The 18,173-nt window shown below is 43.3% G+C and carries 16 protein-coding genes and 1 pseudogene; 10 read left to right on the forward strand and 7 right to left on the reverse strand.

From position 1 onward, the window contains the following. Nucleotides 1–13 precede the first annotated feature (13 nt). The 5 genes and pseudogenes from GCU39_RS06690 to GCU39_RS06710 all read right to left on the reverse strand — a co-directional run bounded on the left by GCU39_RS06690 (nt 14) and on the right by GCU39_RS06710 (nt 2,869). Complete coding sequence (locus tag GCU39_RS06690) at nt 14–298, reverse strand: phosphatidylinositol kinase (protein ID WP_152392802.1); 285 nt, start codon at nt 296–298, stop codon at nt 14–16. A gap of 126 nt (nt 299–424) precedes the next feature. Next, a pseudogene (locus GCU39_RS06695) lies at nt 425–550 on the reverse strand (SDR family oxidoreductase); the annotation flags it as partial. 231 nt (nt 551–781) lie between these two features. After that, a complete protein-coding gene (locus GCU39_RS31810; protein ID WP_152392803.1) occupies nt 782–889 on the reverse strand; it encodes a sporulation protein YjcZ in 108 nt (35 codons plus the stop codon). A 114-nt stretch (nt 890–1,003) separates the two neighbouring features. After that, complete coding sequence (locus tag GCU39_RS06705) at nt 1,004–2,107, reverse strand: GerAB/ArcD/ProY family transporter (protein WP_152392804.1); 1,104 nt, start codon at nt 2,105–2,107, stop codon at nt 1,004–1,006. A 450-nt stretch (nt 2,108–2,557) separates the two neighbouring features. Further along, complete coding sequence (locus tag GCU39_RS06710) at nt 2,558–2,869, reverse strand: glycine zipper domain-containing protein (RefSeq protein ID WP_227793465.1); 312 nt, start codon at nt 2,867–2,869, stop codon at nt 2,558–2,560. A 128-nt stretch (nt 2,870–2,997) separates the two neighbouring features. On the opposite strand from GCU39_RS06710, the gene GCU39_RS06715 reads away from it, so the two are divergent. From GCU39_RS06715 to arsC, 4 genes are all read left to right on the forward strand, one after another. Further along, nucleotides 2,998–3,813, forward strand: a complete 816-nt coding sequence (locus tag GCU39_RS06715; RefSeq protein WP_152392805.1) for a DUF2935 domain-containing protein — start codon at nt 2,998–3,000, stop codon at nt 3,811–3,813. A 140-nt stretch (nt 3,814–3,953) separates the two neighbouring features. Further along, entirely contained in the window at nt 3,954–4,319 is a 366-nt protein-coding gene (locus GCU39_RS06720; RefSeq protein WP_407671645.1) for an ArsR/SmtB family transcription factor, read from the forward strand. Continuing rightward, entirely contained in the window at nt 4,316–5,728 is a 1,413-nt protein-coding gene (locus tag GCU39_RS06725) for an arsenic transporter (RefSeq protein WP_152392806.1), read from the forward strand. Before GCU39_RS06720 ends, GCU39_RS06725 begins: the two co-directional genes overlap by 4 nt. Before the next feature lie 42 nt (nt 5,729–5,770). After that, on the forward strand, nt 5,771–6,196 hold the full coding sequence (gene arsC, locus GCU39_RS06730; protein WP_152392807.1) for an arsenate reductase (thioredoxin): 426 nt from the start codon (nt 5,771–5,773) through the stop codon (nt 6,194–6,196). A 79-nt stretch (nt 6,197–6,275) separates the two neighbouring features. Here the strand turns inward: arsC and GCU39_RS06735 are convergent, their stop codons facing one another. Both GCU39_RS06735 and GCU39_RS06740 read right to left on the reverse strand, forming a co-directional pair. Then, nucleotides 6,276–6,827: a DJ-1/PfpI family protein gene (locus GCU39_RS06735; RefSeq protein ID WP_152392808.1), complete on the reverse strand. Its 552-nt coding sequence runs from the start codon at nt 6,825–6,827 to the stop codon at nt 6,276–6,278. 26 nt (nt 6,828–6,853) lie between these two features. Next, entirely contained in the window at nt 6,854–7,318 is a 465-nt protein-coding gene (locus GCU39_RS06740) for a GNAT family N-acetyltransferase (protein ID WP_152397116.1), read from the reverse strand. A gap of 120 nt (nt 7,319–7,438) precedes the next feature. On the opposite strand from GCU39_RS06740, the gene GCU39_RS06745 reads away from it, so the two are divergent. The 6 genes from GCU39_RS06745 (at nt 7,439) to GCU39_RS06770 (ending at nt 18,173) form a co-directional block, all read left to right on the forward strand. Continuing rightward, nucleotides 7,439–7,891: a MarR family winged helix-turn-helix transcriptional regulator gene (locus GCU39_RS06745; RefSeq protein WP_152392809.1), complete on the forward strand. Its 453-nt coding sequence runs from the start codon at nt 7,439–7,441 to the stop codon at nt 7,889–7,891. 523 nt (nt 7,892–8,414) lie between these two features. Continuing rightward, nucleotides 8,415–9,701: a methyl-accepting chemotaxis protein gene (locus GCU39_RS06750; protein ID WP_152392810.1), complete on the forward strand. Its 1,287-nt coding sequence runs from the start codon at nt 8,415–8,417 to the stop codon at nt 9,699–9,701. Between the two features lie 321 nt (nt 9,702–10,022). After that, entirely contained in the window at nt 10,023–11,507 is a 1,485-nt protein-coding gene (locus tag GCU39_RS06755; RefSeq protein ID WP_152392811.1) for an Lsa family ABC-F type ribosomal protection protein, read from the forward strand. 205 nt (nt 11,508–11,712) lie between these two features. Beyond that, the gene (locus tag GCU39_RS06760) at nt 11,713–12,144 is read left to right on the forward strand and encodes a glutamate ligase domain-containing protein (RefSeq protein ID WP_265333533.1); all 432 of its coding nucleotides are present in this window, start codon (nt 11,713–11,715) and stop codon (nt 12,142–12,144) included. Between the two features lie 292 nt (nt 12,145–12,436). Next, nucleotides 12,437–13,231: a Nif3-like dinuclear metal center hexameric protein gene (locus tag GCU39_RS06765; protein ID WP_152392813.1), complete on the forward strand. Its 795-nt coding sequence runs from the start codon at nt 12,437–12,439 to the stop codon at nt 13,229–13,231. A 460-nt stretch (nt 13,232–13,691) separates the two neighbouring features. Beyond that, the gene (locus GCU39_RS06770) at nt 13,692–18,173 is read left to right on the forward strand and encodes an S-layer homology domain-containing protein (protein ID WP_193726795.1); all 4,482 of its coding nucleotides are present in this window, start codon (nt 13,692–13,694) and stop codon (nt 18,171–18,173) included.

Genomic DNA, 18,173 nt, shown 5'->3' on the forward strand with positions numbered 1-18,173 from the left:
TATTGGGAATCCATTAAATGAAGAACGGAAGCAAGAACAAATCACTGATCAAGAAGAATGGAATACGGCGCTCAAAGAAGCGACGACGTGGGAAAAATCCAGAATGAAATCCGAATTGTCTATATGTGCGAGCATTGACTGGCATTCCTGTCATCATGTCGTCGACGGGTACAGCAAGGGTGACATAATCATGATCAACATGTGCGATAAATCCATCATGCGTGTGCCCATCCGTTGTTTTAATTCCAACATATTGATTCATACATCTCCAACATAATTGTTTATAATCAGTATCCATAGATAACCTCCTATTGTCGTTATTACTCAACAACAGTCTATGGACTATAACCTGCATTGCTCACGTCTTTAGCCTATTCTGATCCGTTAATTTAAAAATATAAGGAGCCTAAGGGATCAATTATGATTAGCCATTAATGATTACACCGCCATTGATATGTATCATTTGCCCGGTCATATAGGAGGAATCTTCAGAAGCCAAAAAAACATAGGCAGGGGCCACTTCATAGGGTTGACCTGCTCGCTTCATTGGGGTCGTCTTATGGTTCCGTGGAGGTACTCCCTTTATTACGGCTGTATTCTGTTGCACAAATAAAAAAGCACAGTGCCACAAAAGTGGCAACCATGCTTTAAAGGTTGATTATTTAAACTAGAGATTATTATCCAAAGAATGTGTTAAGTGTGTCATGAATTCATCCAAGAAATTTTTCATTTTGCAATAATTATCAACATTAGGCACACTAACTGTACTATATCGGCATGATTAGATACCGAATCCACCAACACATGCACAAGAGACAATTACTAACAAGATGAACAATACAAGGATAGTACCTGTGCTTGTAAACAAGCCTCCACGTAACTCGGACATTTTTAACACCTCCCTTTCTTGACTCCCGATATTTTATGAAGGCTGTTCTCACTTTGTTTGGACGTTTGTTACAGGTTATTTCATGCTGGATAATTAAATTATGAAAATTATGAATTATATTTTGTTGGGATCATCTTTTTTTCGCACTTTGGCAATTGTTAATAATAACAATGGAAATATAAACCCGAATGTCAAAGCATAAAAAGGCCAGTAGTTAGCAATCAAATTATTATAATAGGTGGTATCGGGCGCCATAATTAATGAGAAGAAAATCAAATTCAGTCCAAGAGGATAAACCAGAGGTCGATAGTCGTTTATTTTTAACGTTTGTGCCAGACCCAGAGCTGTGACATAAAGGAACAGACTAAATCTAATGAAAATGGTGATGAACCATATTACAGCTAGTATTGCTTCCAGCCTTATCAAGATATCACCTATATTAATTTTCCTAGCCAATATATAGCTCGGATAAATATTTCTTGATGTAGATTCTGGACCAAGAATAAGAAGAGATAAAAATGTAATGATGATCAAAACACTTCCTGCGATCCATTGACCGATAAAGAGGCTTTTTCTTATTGCGTTTTTTTGACTCACGAACGGAAGGATCATTAGAACTGCGACGGGTTCCATGAAGGGCAAAACGATAAAAGGAATAGATCCCTCTAGGATCGGTTTTAGACCGCCATCAAAAATGGGTTTCAGCTTTTTAAGTTGAATTTCAGGCAACAGAAAAAGGATCAATATGAACATCATGAATATGAGTACTGGAAACAATACTTCGGCGCTACGCACCATCGGTTCTAATCCGAGACGAACAGCCATAAGGACGACACTTAAAAATAGAATCATAACCATAAGAATAGGTGTATCGTGCAGAATCTGACTTGTCATAAAGTCCCCAACTTCTCTCAGGTATGTTGCCGAGGTTATAAAAAAGTAACTTAAAAATAGAAGCGACATGATCATGCCAAGCCATTTTCCTAAAATCTGGTGGCTATACGCGATTAACGTCATTTCAGGATAGCATCTTCTCAAAGCGTCATATAAGAACACGACTAATAACGGTGCAATCGTTACACCTAAAATGCCTGAAATCCAGGCATCTTGCTCAGCAGCAGATGCGACGATAGAGGGCAGAACTAAAATAGAGTCGCCAATCGTATATAATATCACTAATATCGTCAATTGACGGTTTCCGATACCCTTCTCCAGCATTCTGATATGATCCTTCCACAATGAAAAGTTATGTTCATAACGGCCAACTCAATATTAATAATTATTAACGGAAAGCGAATGTGCAAAACCTTATTTGTATTTATTTTTGTTGTTTAGTTCTTATGATAGATTCGCGACTTAGTCAAAAAGTATTTGGAACGAGAATTGTATAGATATCGGAGCGGGTGCGCTTATCGGTATCATCTCTGCCTTGTTGATCAATCGCCTCACGCCCAAGATCGAACTGATCAAGCGTTTGCTGGCCTTATATGAAAAAGCGGAACAGCGCATTTTGCCGACCCGCCATAAGTCAGGTAGCATGTGAGAATCTCGCCAGTGACCTATTACGACGCAACAAAAATAGCCCGAGTAATCAGGCTATTTTTGTATCAAGACATGTTTTTGTGAATCATTTTCTCAGGCAGCTGGCTCTGGATTTTTCTATTTTAGTTACTTAGATGTATCATCGTCCTGCGTAGTATTATCAACACTATCGCCCATTTTATTGCCTGCTGTTGCTCCAATGATACCCCCAACCACTGTACCAATAGGGCCAAATGCGGTACCAATAGCCGCACCAACGGCACCACCGCCTACAGTTCCTACAGCTTCACCAGTATTATTGCCAGATTCATCCTTAACATTGTCTCGATTTGCATTACGCTCATTGTGATTTGACATGTATTTCACTCCTTCATGTTGTAATGGACTTGTAGTCTTTTTTATATATTTAAATCCCTCACTAATTTGTCCTTTAATCATTATTTTATTCCCTTTGTCACATTGTTTTTATAAGAAAGGTCGTAATGAACTGGATAGGTATATGAGAACGTGCTCTCACATAGGGTGATTAAAGAATGGGAAGTCATCTGAAAAGGGAGTTGTAGAAAATGGCGGAAACAAGCTTTGAGGAAGGTGCTCTCTTTGAGCTCCGATTTTGGTTGCAGATTTTAGGCGATCATGCGAGATTTATTCGGGATGGGCTGGCTCCAGGTGAGGCTGCGGAAATATCCACTGCAGAGCAGTTTGTTCAAGGCTTTGACAAGTTGTTGGACGCTGCGCGGCAGGACCTGAATCGCGATTCCATCGCTGTCTTGCTTCAATCTGTCAATCCGTGGACTTCACAATTGCGCACCTTTAAGCTTCATTTGCTGCAACGTTCGCTAACAGGGAACATCACCATCCATTTGTCTCAGACATTTTTGAATCATATGGTCAATGAGATCGAAGAAGCAATTCGTGTTTTTGCTGCATTGACAAGCGCCCAACTACCTGATTCGGGACCAGAGGTTAACCAACATCTACTATGGCTCCAAGATGCAATCGGCCACGCGGGCAGCTTGTCAGCTCAATTTGATCTGGTAGAGCATAACTGGAAGAACAAAAGCAATGAGTTCGAACGCTATTTTGAAAGCTATTATCTTAAAGCGATCGAGCTTGCGGGTTATATGCGTACTGGCTCGACCGAATTCCCTGCTCTAAGAAGGTTCAATCAGGAAGCCAATGCCGCTATGCTTCTTTTCATGAAATTTCTGTCCGAAGTGGAGGAACTAACAGCTGGAAAAGAAATACTGGGTACGTTAGCACAGCTGATGCCGGATCATATGTACCGGGAAGAATGCTATTATTTGACTAAACTCTCTCAAGCTGCTTCAGGTATATCTAGCCCTAATTGTGATCCTACCAGACCCCGAGTGGGGAGCTAAGGATACTGCAACAACAGATGGAGAATAGCTTCTTGAGGTTAGAAGCTATTTTTTTACTTAGAATATAATCACTTGATTATATAATCAATCAATTATATAATCACATTTGTATGGTATGGATTAGGAGTAAATAGACGGCTATGAGCACAATCATTTTATACGAGAAGGTGGCACATATGGATGGTCGCATTCAAGAAATCGCAGAAGATCTTAAATTATTGGCAGATAAAACGAGACTGTCAATTGTTGCCCTCTTAAAAGAACGGGAACTTTGCGTTTGTGATATTACAGAAATTACAGGAATGTCGCAACCAAACGCCAGTCAGCATTTGCGCAAATTAAAAACGGCCGGCATCGTACATGAAAACAAAAGAGGTCAATGGGTATATTATTCTCTCATCTCTACAGACAAACCATATCTTAATGGTATTTACGAGATCTTGCCTGACATGAGTGACCAAATCAACGCAGTAAAAGGCTGCTTTGACGTCGAGGAGGAATCATGACCTTTTTAGCAATACTACTATTCTTCATCACGCTCACCTTTGTCATATGGCAACCAAAAGGACTTAACATTGGCTGGTCAGCAGCCAGCGGAGCCATTCTTGCCTTGATCTTAGGTGTCGTGTCATTCACGGATGTATGGACAGTAACGGGTATTGTGTGGAACGCAACGCTTGCCTTTGTTGCCATCATTTTCATCTCACTGATATTAGACGAGATCGGATTCTTCGAATGGTCCGCGCTTCATATGGCGCGTCTTGCGAAGGGGAATGGTAAGCTTATGTTCGTGTACGTCATTTTGCTCGGTGCTGCTGTTTCTTCGTTATTTGCTAATGATGGCGCAGCCTTGATATTAACGCCGATCGTCCTGGCGATGGTCCGAGCGTTAAAGTTCGATGACAAGATGATATTGCCCTTTATTATGGCAAGTGGGTTTATAGCGGATACGACATCGCTGCCATTGATCGTAAGCAATCTTGTGAACATCGTTTCAGCCGATTATTTCGGAATTACTTTCTTACAGTATGCAAGTCGGATGATTATTCCAAATTTCTTTTCACTGGTTGCTAGCATTATCGTATTGTATTTGTATTTCCGTAAACATATCCCGAATGATTATCAGGTGTCTGAACTCAAAGCGCCTCGTGAAGCCATCAAAGATGTAAGATTATTTCGTCTCTCATGGGTAATTCTAAGCATCTTATTGGTAGCTTATTTATCGAGTGAGTTTATCGGTGTCCCCGTCTCCGTCGTTGCAGGTATTGTAGCAATGCTATTTATTATTGCAGCGAGAAGAAGTACATCGATCCACACTTCGAAAATCATCAAAGACGCACCGTGGGCCGTCGTGGTTTTTTCCATCGGGATGTATGTTGTTATTTACGGATTACGCAATGCTGGATTAACAGATTTACTAGGCACAATTATACAATGGGTAGCAGATAAAGGGCTTTGGGCAGCGACAATGGGGATGGGGTATATTGCTGCTGTCATTTCCTCAATGATGAATAACATGCCAACCGTTATGATTGACGCGCTTGCCATTAAAGGCACACAGACAGATGGTATCATTCGGGAAGCTCTAGTATATGCCAATGTGATTGGAAGTGACTTAGGTCCGAAAATTACGCCGATCGGTTCACTCGCAACATTATTATGGCTTCATGTCCTATCACGTAAAGGCGTCAAAATTACATGGGGCTATTATTTCAAAATCGGCATTATCCTTACCATCCCAACGCTGTTCATAACACTCACTGGACTATATTTGTGGCTTTACTTCATTAACTCAACGAATGTAAACATTTGGTTTGTCATTGTTGCTATCACAATTGCAATAGCTATGATCATCATACTTATCAAATTGGCCTTGAGCAGCAGACTTAAGAAAAAAAGTCATCAAGGTGCTTAACGAAGACTCACAAGAAACTAGATTATTGAGGAGCATGTAACCATGGAGAAGAAACCGCTCGTATACTTTTTGTGCACTGGAAATTCTTGCCGAAGTCAGATCGCAGACGGATATTTACAAGCCATCGGAGGTCATAAATATGAAGTCAAAAGCGCGGGTCTGGAAGCACACGGCCTGAACCCTCGTGCCGTTCAAACCATGAAAGAGGCGGGTATCGACATTTCTCATCACACGTCAGATGTCATGGATCAATCTGTATTGGCAGATGCAGATTTCATTATCACACTATGCGGTCATGCCAATGATCACTGCCCGGTTGTTCGTAACGATATAGCGCAAAGATGGCACTGGGGATTCGACGACCCAGCAAAAGCCACAGGTACCGAAGAGGAGATTACTGCTCAGTTCCGTACGGTTCGCGATTCCATTAAAGAGCGTATCGAGCAGTTCGTTCAAGAAGGGAAATAGGTGGGTTAAGCTATACCCTCGAGAGATTAACACCTCCCATAAGAAGCAAAACGAGAATGAATAGCTCTTATGGGAGGTGTTAACCATGATACCAATTGGAATCGAAATTAAGTTTCAGTAATTGTCCAAATTTCTCACCGAATTCAATAAATCCTCTTCCTCTTGCAGTCAATATATTGCCATCTTGGACGACAAGATCATTACAATAATTCTGTTCATTAAAAAAGCCTGTTTCCTTTCTATGTTCTTCATACATGCCAATTGTGTATTTACGATCTTCTAACAATCCTGCTTTTGCTAATAGATATGGAGAACTTGAGATTGCTGCAATGACAAGATCCTTATTATGTAACGAACATCTCTTGATAAAATCGATCAGATCTTCGTTATCATACAACGTTGAAATATCCATACATCCTGGAAATAATAGACTATCAAGCGTGTTGATATCTACATCATAGATCGTCGTATCCGAAATGCAAGTAAGATCGGATTCACCGATGATTGGTTCTGACGTAATCCCTATCGTCTTTATTGGGTGATTACCCTGTTTCAGAATAGAAAGGGCAACGGTTAATTCATATTCACTAAACAATGGGTACAAAATTACACCTGTTATTTTTGTTTTCATTTCTTAAAATCCTTCCTTGTATTGGTTCAAGACTTTTGGTGTAAGTGTGAAAGAAGATCTTTCGTCATGACAATATGAGGGATACCATCCTCAATAAATTCAGCAGATGAAGTCTGATAGCCAAGTTTGCTATAAAACCCCTCTGCATGGGATTGCCCGTGCAATTTGACCTGATTATTTCCTTTTTCAAGAGCGAGTTCTTCTAATGCGATAATGATGTTTTTCCCAATCCCCAATTTCCTGTATGGTTCTAGAATACATATACGTTCTAATTTACCTATTCTATCAAGAACGCGTATCCTTCCTGTGCCAACGGGCTGCCCATTGTAATAGGCAAGTATATGTTCACATTGTCCATTCAGCGCATCAAATTCATCAAATTCATCAAATTCATCTTGAATTGGTACACCTTGTTCATCAACAAATACTTTCTTTCTAATGGAGAATGCAAGTTCTAATTCCTCTGGACGTGTGATTCTTTTTGTAGTCACGTTTTCTTTCCTCTCTAGATTTATTTTTTTTGAAAAAATCGTCATAATAGATTCAGCAACAATAACAAGTATACAAAAAAATGTTGTAAATGCAACAAAAAAATATTGGTAGGTGTTCAAATGAAGGAAATACTTCGCGAAGTTGGCATGATCGCTAGAGCATTGGATTCCATAAGTAATATAGAATTCAAGGAATTAGATCTTACAAAAGGGCAGTACTTATATCTGGTCCGAATATGTGAGAACCCGGGCATCATTCAAGAAAAGCTGGCAGAAATGATAAAGGTGGACCGAACGACTGCAGCACGTGCGATACAAAAACTTGAAATCCAAGGATTTGTTGATAAGAAAGACGATGAGACAAACAAAAAAATTAAAAGGTTATTTTCAACTGATAAGGGTAAGCAAGCGTACCCCTTTCTAAAGAGAGAAGGGGATTATTCTAACTCGGTTGCATTAGCAGGACTTTCTGAGGAAGAAGCCGAAACATTATTTCATCTTCTACATCGAGTTAGAAAAAATATTGAGGTCGAGTGGGAGTTCGTCAAGAAGGGAAATAAAAGAGAATACTAATATAAACATTGTTGAGCAGGCTATCACAGTCTGCTCATTTTTTTATTTATTCTTTTGCAACTGTGTTATTTTCAAAATATTAATATTAAATCGTATTTATTTTGACAATACATCTTCATGATATATAAAGACTGTGAATATGTTAGAGGAGAATCTGTCTATGAAGCTGACATTAAGTAAGAAGTTGTTCGGAGGGTATTTGATCGTCCTTATCATTTTAGCTGTAACAATTGCTATTAGTTATACACGGTAACCTACTCAGTGATAAAGTGAAAAAATTAATTATGATACAAGAGCTAGCTTCAACAGTAAAACAGGAGCAATTAGACATCAGAAGTTACTTAGCAACGGGGAATTATTCATCGATTCAAAACTTCGCAGATTCCCATGATAACTACTCGAAACAAAGTAAATCCCTACAGGATATCGTAGATCAGCCCAAAGCTAGAGTGCTCCTCCAAGAGTTAGAGAAGTTAGAAAACAAATTTAATCAAATTGCTAACAAGAGGCTCAGAACCGAAATATGAATCTAAGGTTAATTGAAGGTACTGGAAGTGAAGTTACACTTGCATTTGATAAAAAAGTGAAGGAGCTTACTACATTACAGCAAAATTTACTCGATGAAGGATACAAGACAACGTTTGCTAAAATTCAGTCCATAAAAACTTGGGTGCTTGGATTGGGAGCTCTAGCAATACTGATTGGGATAGGAATTGCAATTAATCTAGGTCGAGTCATCAGCAGACCCGTTGTGACGATCTCAAATGCCGCGAAGGAAATTGCATCTGGAAACCTAACAATACCGGAAATTACCGTGAAGAATAATGATGAGATCGGCGAATTAGCCGCTTCGTTCAATCTGATGTCCCGTAACCTACGTGATTTAATCAATCAAGTCGGTTCAAACGCAGAATATCTAGCAGCTTCAGCAGAAAAACTTACAGCAAGCGCAGAGGAGACATCACTGGTGACGGAACAGATTACTTCTTCAATGCAAGGTGTTGCGTCTGGCGTAGATGTACAATTTAAAACGATTGAAGAATCCTCTAGCTCTATAAACGAAATGGCTATAGGCGCTCGTGAAATTTCTAAGAATACCCTTATTGTGTCGGACAAGGCAATGGAAGCCCACGACAAAGCGTCAGGAGGAGTTGACGCAATTCAGACTGTTATTGGGCAAATGAATTCGATTCATCATACGGTAAGTGAACTAGCAGTTCTTATATCAAAACTAGGTGAACGTTCAACTGAAATTGGTCAAATCGTAAGTGTTATGACAGAAATCGCTGCTTCAACGAACCTATTGGCTTTAAATGCTTCAATCGAAGCAGCAAGAGCCGGTGAACATGGGCGTGGGTTTACCGTTGTTGTCGCAGAGATTCGGAAATTAGCTGAACAGTCGTCCTTATCTGCGCAACAAGTGTCAACACTAATCACATCGATTCAAGATGAAACTGAGCAGGCGATTCATTCCATGGATAAAGCAACCAAAGAAGTTGCTGCAGGGATAGAAGTTGTTAATACCGCTGGGGATTCTTTCGAGTACATACAATATTCGGTTAATGTAGTCTCCTTGCAAATCCAAGAAATAACATCTTCGGTGCAACAGATGGCGGCTGGTGCGGATCAACTGGTTCACTCGATGAAATTTATAACGGAAGTGTCGGAAAATACAGCATCTAGTTCACAGGAAGTAGCAGCTTCGGCAGAAGAACAAGATGCGACCATGAGGGAGATTTCCGCCTCCGCGAATGATTTGTCTCGAATGGCTGACCAACTTCAGACAGTCGTAGGAAGATTTACGTTGTAGACCTATAGTGAGAATAAGCCATCCATTAATCGAAGAGTTAGTTGCAATGAAATTGAGGGTATGATAAGATTGCGCTAATACTGACGATAGGAGTTGAAGAGGATAATGTAAAATTTCTTGCTAACGTTTAAAGAATAAAACAAGTTCTATTTGTGCTGTTTTTATTCTTTATTGGCAAGAAAGTTACCTTATTCTTTTCACTCATAAAATACATCTTATCTGACTCTGCGTAGGGTTGGATTTGCTTTATTTTTTTGAGCTGCAAGAAAGGTCAACTTTCTTGCAGCTCTTTTTTATTTGAGAACAAAGGAGGTTTCTAACATGTCATTGATCAAGGTAACAAATTTGACGTTTGCCTATGACGGCAGTTACGACAACATATTTGAACATGTAAGTTTACAGATCGATACGAACTGGAAATTGGGCTTTACGGGGCGGAATGGCCGGGGCAAAACGACGTTTCTAAATCTGCTGCTCGGCAATTACGAATACAGTGGAACGATTTCTTCTAACGTCAGTTTCGAGTACTTTCCGTACCATGTCGAACACAAGGAGAACCTTACATTCGAGGTAATCGACGGCATCTTTCCGGACTACGAGCATTGGCAACTTATGCGCGAGTTTTCGCTGCTGAAGTTGTCAGAAGATGTGTTGTACCGACCGTTCGACTCGTTGTCCAACGGTGAACAGACGAAGGTGATGCTGGCGGTCCTGTTTTTGAGGGAAAACAGCTTTTTGCTTATCGACGAACCGACAAATCATCTGGATCTGCATGCTCGAAAGCTGGTAAGTGAGTATTTGAACGGCAAGAGCGGGTATATTTTGGTGTCACACGATCGGGCGTTTCTCGACAATTGTGTGGATCACATTATATCGATCAATAAGACCAATATCGAAATCCAGAAAGGAAATTTTTCAGACTGGTGGGAGATGAAACAGCGACAGGACAATTTCGAACTGGCTGAGAATGATAAGCTGAGGAAGGACATTAAGCGGTTGTCCGAAGCGGCCAAGCGAACGAGCAGCTGGTCGCACGAAGTAGAAAAAACGAAAAACGGTACCCGTAACTCCGGCTCCAAGGTCGATAAAGGGTACATTGGTCATAAAGCTGCCAAAATGATGAAGCGGTCCAAGTCGATCGAGCATAGACAGCAATCTGCCATAGAGGAGAGATCCCAGCTTCTGAAAAATGTCGACAACTCGGAAAGCCTGAAAATCTCGCAAATGACTTATCATAAACACCAATTGGTCGAGCTTGACCACGTTTCTATTCATTATGGCGAGAAGAACGTTTGCCGCGACATCAGCTTTACGGTTGAGCAAGGGGACCGCATTGTGCTCTCCGGTCCGAACGGCTCAGGCAAATCCAGTCTGCTCAAACTAATTTGCGGCGAGGAAATACCATATTCCGGCGTGTTTCGGAAAGGGAGTCAGTTGAAGATTTCCTACGTGTCACAAGATACTTCGCAGTTGCAGGGCAATTTGACGGAATTCGCCAGATCCAGTGGGATTGATGAAAGTTTGTTTAAAGCGATTTTGAGAAAACTCGATTTTTCACGATTGCAATTTGAAAAGGACATCGCTTCTTTTAGCGGTGGTCAGAAGAAAAAGGTCTTGATCGCCAAAAGCTTATGTGAACAAGCTCATTTGCATGTGTGGGACGAACCACTCAACTTTATCGACGTCATTTCAAGGATGCAGATTGAAGAACTGCTGCTGGAGCATTCGCCAACGATCCTTTTCGTGGAGCACGACAGCGAGTTTTGCAAACATATCGCAACTAAAATTGTGGAATTGAACGTTTAACACACTCTAGGAGGATGAAAGCGATGATGAATGAGGTTGAGGTTGTAGATGATTTTGTGAACCGGATCTTGTCGGTTGATCCGGTTCACAAAAAAATAAATCTTTTGCCGGAGGTTTACCAATCTATCGACAGATGCACGTAGTGGAGGCGGCGAACACGTAGAGCCCGTACAATTTACCTAGCCCTGATTCCGTAATCGCAGCCATAAAGACTTTTCAAGAACTAAGAGGTTATAGCAAAAAGCATTTCGTTTTAGGGGATATGCTCGAACTCGGTGACCAAGAGAAAGAGTTTCATCGATTCATTGGCAAAAACCTTGATCCGCTTAAAATAAATTATGTATATACATTCGGTGCTCTAAGTAGCTTTATTGCATTAGAAGCCGAAAAGAAATTTCCAATTGGCTCTGTAGAGACATATATGGATAAAATGGAGTTGGCTAAAGCCTTAAATAGTATGATCAAGAAAAATGATGTGATTTTGTTAAAAGCATCAAGAGGGAATACAAATCGATTCAATTATTACGATATTAATGAATGGAGCACAATACCGGCTGTCAGCAGATATCGTCAGTCGCGTTCCGTTAACGGGCAGATTAGCTTAAAAGGGAAGATTAAAATTAGTCTATATGCATGAAGGACTTTGAGAAGAAGGAGTGAAATAATTATAGAAATAAATGAAAGGGGGATGCTTTTTGTGACGAGTAACGCATATCAGATTATATGAATTATTATTATCATTATTGCAAGTCTTATATTCACAATGGAACGTTGTGCTAACTGGATTGCAAATGGTCTTTCCGCGCAAGGATCAGCAGTATTAAAAATAAGAAAATTTTAAAAACACATCATTATACCGGTCATGCTTCAACAAATGCAAATGGTTGTACATAAACAAATATCTTCCAACTAATAAGGAGGTCTAATACATGATCATTACTGTACAGACCGTACTGGATCGCCTCATCGAACCAGTTGGCCAACTGGAACCGACCGTCGATACGCTAAAGAGCGGACGCTTGAATGCAGAGGTACGTAAAGTAGCCGTTGTATTCATGGCGACTTATGCTGTAATCAAGCAAGCGGTTGAATCGGGTGTTGATCTGATAATCACTCACGAGCCGACTTACTATAATCATATGGATGAAGTTGAATGGTTGGAAGGGGACCCCGTGTATGAAAAGAAACGAATGCTCATCGAGGAGTCAGGGATATCGATCTTCCGACTACACGATTATGTCCACAGATACCAGCCAGACGGCATACTGGTTGGCATGCTAAAGATGCTGGAATGGGAAGCTTACACTAATATAGAGGAAATGAACCTGCTTACGCTCCCCACAGATGAGCAGCATACCGTCCGAACCATAGTCACTCATCTGAAAAATATATTCAAAGTCGATAGCATGCTCGTGGTCGGAGATCCGGAAATGCCAGTGAGACGATTTGGACTGATGCCTGGTGCGTCAGGTGGCCGTTCGCATATCCAATACTTGGAGAGCAGAAATATCGATCTCCTCATCGTTGGTGAGACGAATGAATGGGAGACGAATGAATATGTGAGAGATGCCACGGATATGGGACTTTCAAAGGCGCTGATTATTATGGGTCATCAGAACAGCGAAGAGGCAGGCATGCTAACTGTCGTGGAGATGGTGCGTGAAGCACTCCCCGATCTTCAAGTGGATTTTATCGCAAGTCCTCTTGCGTTAAAGCGCATATGAGTATCGAGGCGGCGATATGCGGCAATAACTCGGTTCACGAGCTTTATGATGCAAAGTTATTCAGCTATCGGGACAACACGTTAGTTGAATCAAAGCAGCGGTAGTCTAAGACTTTATTTTTCGGTCCTAGGCTGCCGCTGTTTTTAATTTCCATCTAAAAATCCCGACGATGAATGAGAGCGCCCGGACGCGGTCATTGATGCGATCAAGGACGTCGTGGGGAAGGCAATACGCGCAGATGCAAATCCCTAGTGGTTGAGCCTTTGTCACGGTTTTGTCATGATAAAAATATGACAAAATAGGTATTGCAACTCTGGTAGAGTTGCTATAGATTTTATGGTAGATTTCTAGTTTATTCGTCTTTAAAGCACAAAATTCAAAGGAAAAGAGGTCATGGGAAAAAGAAATGAACGCGATATACCGAAGGAAAAGATGGATAGCGCTCGCACTTGTATTCTTTGTGAGCATAGGAGCGATCGTTGGCGGGGCCGCCGTGACGGAAGCGGCATCTTCAAGTACGAATGCTGCTGCTGCAACTAGCGAAACACTAATCATTCCAGTTGAAGCAGATAAATTCACGGATCAGTATGGCAATTATCCGGATGGATTGGATGTCAATGGCGAGCCGAATATCCTTTTGGTTGGTTATGAACGAGATCAATCAGGGGATTACGGTGCCGCCAATGCAGCGCTCCGATTTGATTTAAGCAATGTACCTTCCGGAAGTAAAATTGAGTCTGTGAAATTGAAGATCTATGTAAAAAGCGTGCAGAAGGGTGGCGACATACCGTACATCGATCTATGGGGATCGTATAACGACAATTGGAATGAAGATTCCTCGATTAGTTTCCCTTCCGCTCATGAAGCAATTATCGTGAAAGATAGGGATGTCATTGAAAACACTTGGAAGGCCTTCGATGTAACCCAATTTATCAAAAATCGACTTTCGGATCAGAGTATGAAAGCGACATTTGTGTTAAAAGGCAGGCAGACTGCACCTCCGGCTCCATTGATGTATCAGTCTCAGATTTTGTTTTACGACAAAATGAAATTTCCTTACAGATCACAGTTAGAGATCATCTATACAACACTGCCAATAAATTCACCCCCAACGGATATTACGCTGTCTCCGAATACCATTGCGGAGAACAACAAAGCAGGGGACCGCATAGGTACGCTCTTGGCGGTTGACCCCGAAGCCGGCGATACATTTACTTACAGTTTTGCATCTTCGGCACCTTTCAACATCGTGGGCAATACATTGTTGGCAGCACAGGTATTCGACTATGAGACGAAGTCATCGTATCCGGTGAACATCCGGGTGACGGACTCAGCAGGAAATACCTTCGATAAACTCTTGACGGTGAGGATCACGGACGTGAATGAGCCGCCAACCGATATTACGTTGTCTTCCAATACGATTACGGAGAACAATCAGATAGGAGATACCGTAGGTACGCTCTCGGCAACAGATCCTGATACAGGAGATACATTTACGTACAGTCTAACGCCAGCAACTTCGGCGCCATTCACGATCGTGGGCAATATGCTGAAAGCAGCGCAGGTGTTCGACTATGAGACGCAGTCGTCCTATCTGGTGAGCATCCGGGTGACGGACTCAGCAGGAAATACCTTCGATAAACTCTTGACGGTGAGGATCACGGACGTGAATGAGCCGCCAACCGATATTACGATGTCTTCCAATACGATTACGGAGAACAATCAGATAGGAGATACCGTAGGTACGCTCTCGGCAACAGACCCTGATACAGCAGATACATTTACGTACAGTCTAACGCCAGCAACTTCGGCACCCTTCACGATCTTGGGCAATATGTTGAAAGCAGCGCAGGTGTTCGACTATGAGACGCAGTCGTCCTATCCGGTGAGCATCCGGGTAACGGATGCAGCGGGAAATACCTTCGATAAACGCTTTACCGTCGAGATCGTGGACTTGAATGAGCCACCGACAACGGCAACGATAACGATCAACCAGGGTGCCGTTGTGACAAGTTCAACGAACGTATCGCTCGAACTCGGCCATAACGATCCCGACGCAGCCATGCCGGAGTTCCGATTCACGAATGATGCGGGAGGCACCTGGTCGGCTTGGACACCGTTCATGACGCCTGTCAGCTGGACGCTCCTGGATGGGGATGGCACCAAAACCGTGTATATGGAGCTTCGCGACGGAACAGGGATCGTCTTACAAGCGAGCGACAGCATCGTGCTCGATACGACGCCGCCCGTCGTCACGGGGGTAATGAATAGCGAGACGTATGGGAGCAATGTGACCATTGCTTTTAACGAAGGGACCGCGACGCTAAATGGGAGACCCTTTAACAGCGGGACGAACGTAAGCGGCGACGGCGATTATGTGCTCGTCGTGACGGATGCGGCAGGGAATACGACGACCATCATCTTCACGATCGATAAAATCTCGCCAGCCAAGAGCGAAATTTCAACGAAAGATGCTACATTGGTCGCAGATGGAACAAGCCAGACGACTGTGAAGGTAGCGCTCCGCACCAGTCAGGGCAAGCCGATAACGACGGGAGGCGCAAGAGTCAAAATTCAATCGACGTTAGGAACGGTTGGACCCGTGACGGATCATCAGGATGGCACTTACACCGTAAGGCTCACAGCGCCGTCAACGCCAGGTGAGGCAACGATCCGAGCAAGCGTGGACGACAATTTTATTGCAGCGACCACTGAAGTTCGGTTCACACCATGGGAAGTAAGCCTCTCCCGATCGACGATCATCACCAGCGATCAGGTTGTACGGGCGGACGGAACGCGTAAGGCATCAGTTCGGGTGAGTTTGAAGGATGAGAGAGGAGTCCCGATTCCAGGAAGACAAGTACAGGTGCAAGTGGACGGCGGTCGATCCGTTATTCAAGCCGTGTATGAGATGACCAATAATGATGGTGTCGCGCTGTTCGAGGTCAGCAATACCGCAGCGGAACGCGTGACGTATTCGGCAAGCGAACGCGGGGGCCAGCCGTTGGATCAGACGATTAGCATTACATATACTTACGACCAGCCGCCAAGCATTGTGCTGCAGCCGGATCCGAGCACGCCAACCTTCGACAGCGTGAGCATTGCTGTCACGACAGCGGTCTATGGTGCATATAATCAGATTGCTTCCGTCAAATGGGCTCAAGGCAGCAGGGATATCGCCTATTTCCAGCATGATGGGTCTGAGTTCATCGATCGATTCTCCGTCTTGGAGAATGGAATATACTCGGTCTATGCGCGAGATGCCGAGGGGAACGAGAACGTGAGCTGGATTGACATTCAGAACATCACGGCGAAGAGTAGTAACGCCAATCTGTCAAGCTGGCAGCTATCCGGTACAGGCGGATTGTTATCCATTCCATTCGATCCGGATATAACTCATTACAAAGCGAAGGCCAGCCATGCCATAACGGGATTGAAAATGTCATTCACAACAGCGGACGCTTATGCCGTTGTCTATGTCAACGGCATGCAAGTCCCGAGCAACGTGCCGCCAAGCGAATATACGCTCGTCACGGGCAATAACAAGTTCGAGATTAACGTCAAAGCGCAAGACGGAACGTTGAAAACATATCGCCTTGAAGTGAATCGTGAAGGAACCGAAACCTCTATTCCTTCAGGACCATCGAGTCCATCATATAGCGTGTCTCCATCTTTGCCGGAGAAACCTGCGAATGGTGTGGCGATCAAGATCAACGGACGCCAAGTGACTGGGGCTGCCACATCCCGGTTAGAGAAAGACGGTTCACAATCGGTTGAGGTGCTTGTAGCACGAGATATGATCATCAGCGCACTTGATGGGCAGCAATTCACTATGCCGAGCAGCATTCTGGCGATTACGGTAGCGAACGATCAAGCAGGATCAGTCATTCTGCGTCTCCCAAGCGATGTCGTCGCTCTACTAGGGAACAAGGTCAAAACCGTTGCCTTGAGAACAACCATCGGAAATGTTGACTTGCCGCTCACAGAGCTGGTTGAACGAAACCTCGGAGCGTCAGGGACTGAGTCTAGAATCATCATCAGACCGGGGAGCGCAACGGAGTTACCAGGTTTGAAGGATGCCGTAGTGAAGATTGGGGCTAGCATTCTCGGTGTCCCCGTACATTTCGAACTTCAAATGGCGCAACAAGGCGTGGTTACCGACAACATCACGCGCTTCAATCAGAACGTCGAGCGCGTAATCTTCTTGCCGAAGGATATCGATGGGAAGGCAACGACGGTCGCAATTTGGGATCCGAAGCGAGGTATCCAGCCAGTCCCGACGTCGTTCAGGACGGTTGACGGTAAGCAAGCTGCCGTGATCTGGAGTCAATCGAACAGCGTGGTTGTGCTTGTCTCCAAATCGTCCACTTTTGTGGATACGCAAGGTCATTGGGCGATGAATGAGATCGCCGCGTTAAGCGATCGCCTGATCGTACAAGGTGTTAACGCGAACCAGTTCATGCCGAATAAGTCGATTACGCGAGCCGAATTCGCTGCTTTATTGGCTAGAGTGCTAGGACTGCAGGAACCGGATAACGGAACTGCCGAAAGCTTCAGTGACGTTCCTCGTTCGAGTTGGTTCAGTAGTGCCGTTCACACAGTAAGCGCAAATGATATGATGAATGGACTCGCGGATGGCCGCTTCGGTCCAAACCTTGAGATTACGCGGCAGGAAGCGATTGTAACGATCGTGCGCGCCATGAGCTTCCTACAAGCGGCATCCGAAGAAGATAATCCGGCAGATTTATCCAAATACACCGATCGCGATCAAGTCAGTCCTTGGGCTAGCGAAGCGATCCGAACAGCTATTGCTGCCGGGCTGATCGAGGGAACTGGCAAGCAACTGGAACCACAGGAGCAATTGACGCGCGCCGAGACATCGGTTCTCATCTATCGATTGATGCAGACCAGCAGTCGATTTGCTGGAGAAGCAGGTCGTTAA

It is taken from the genome of Paenibacillus guangzhouensis (assembly GCF_009363075.1).
GTDB lineage: Bacteria > Bacillota > Bacilli > Paenibacillales > Paenibacillaceae > Paenibacillus_K > Paenibacillus_K guangzhouensis.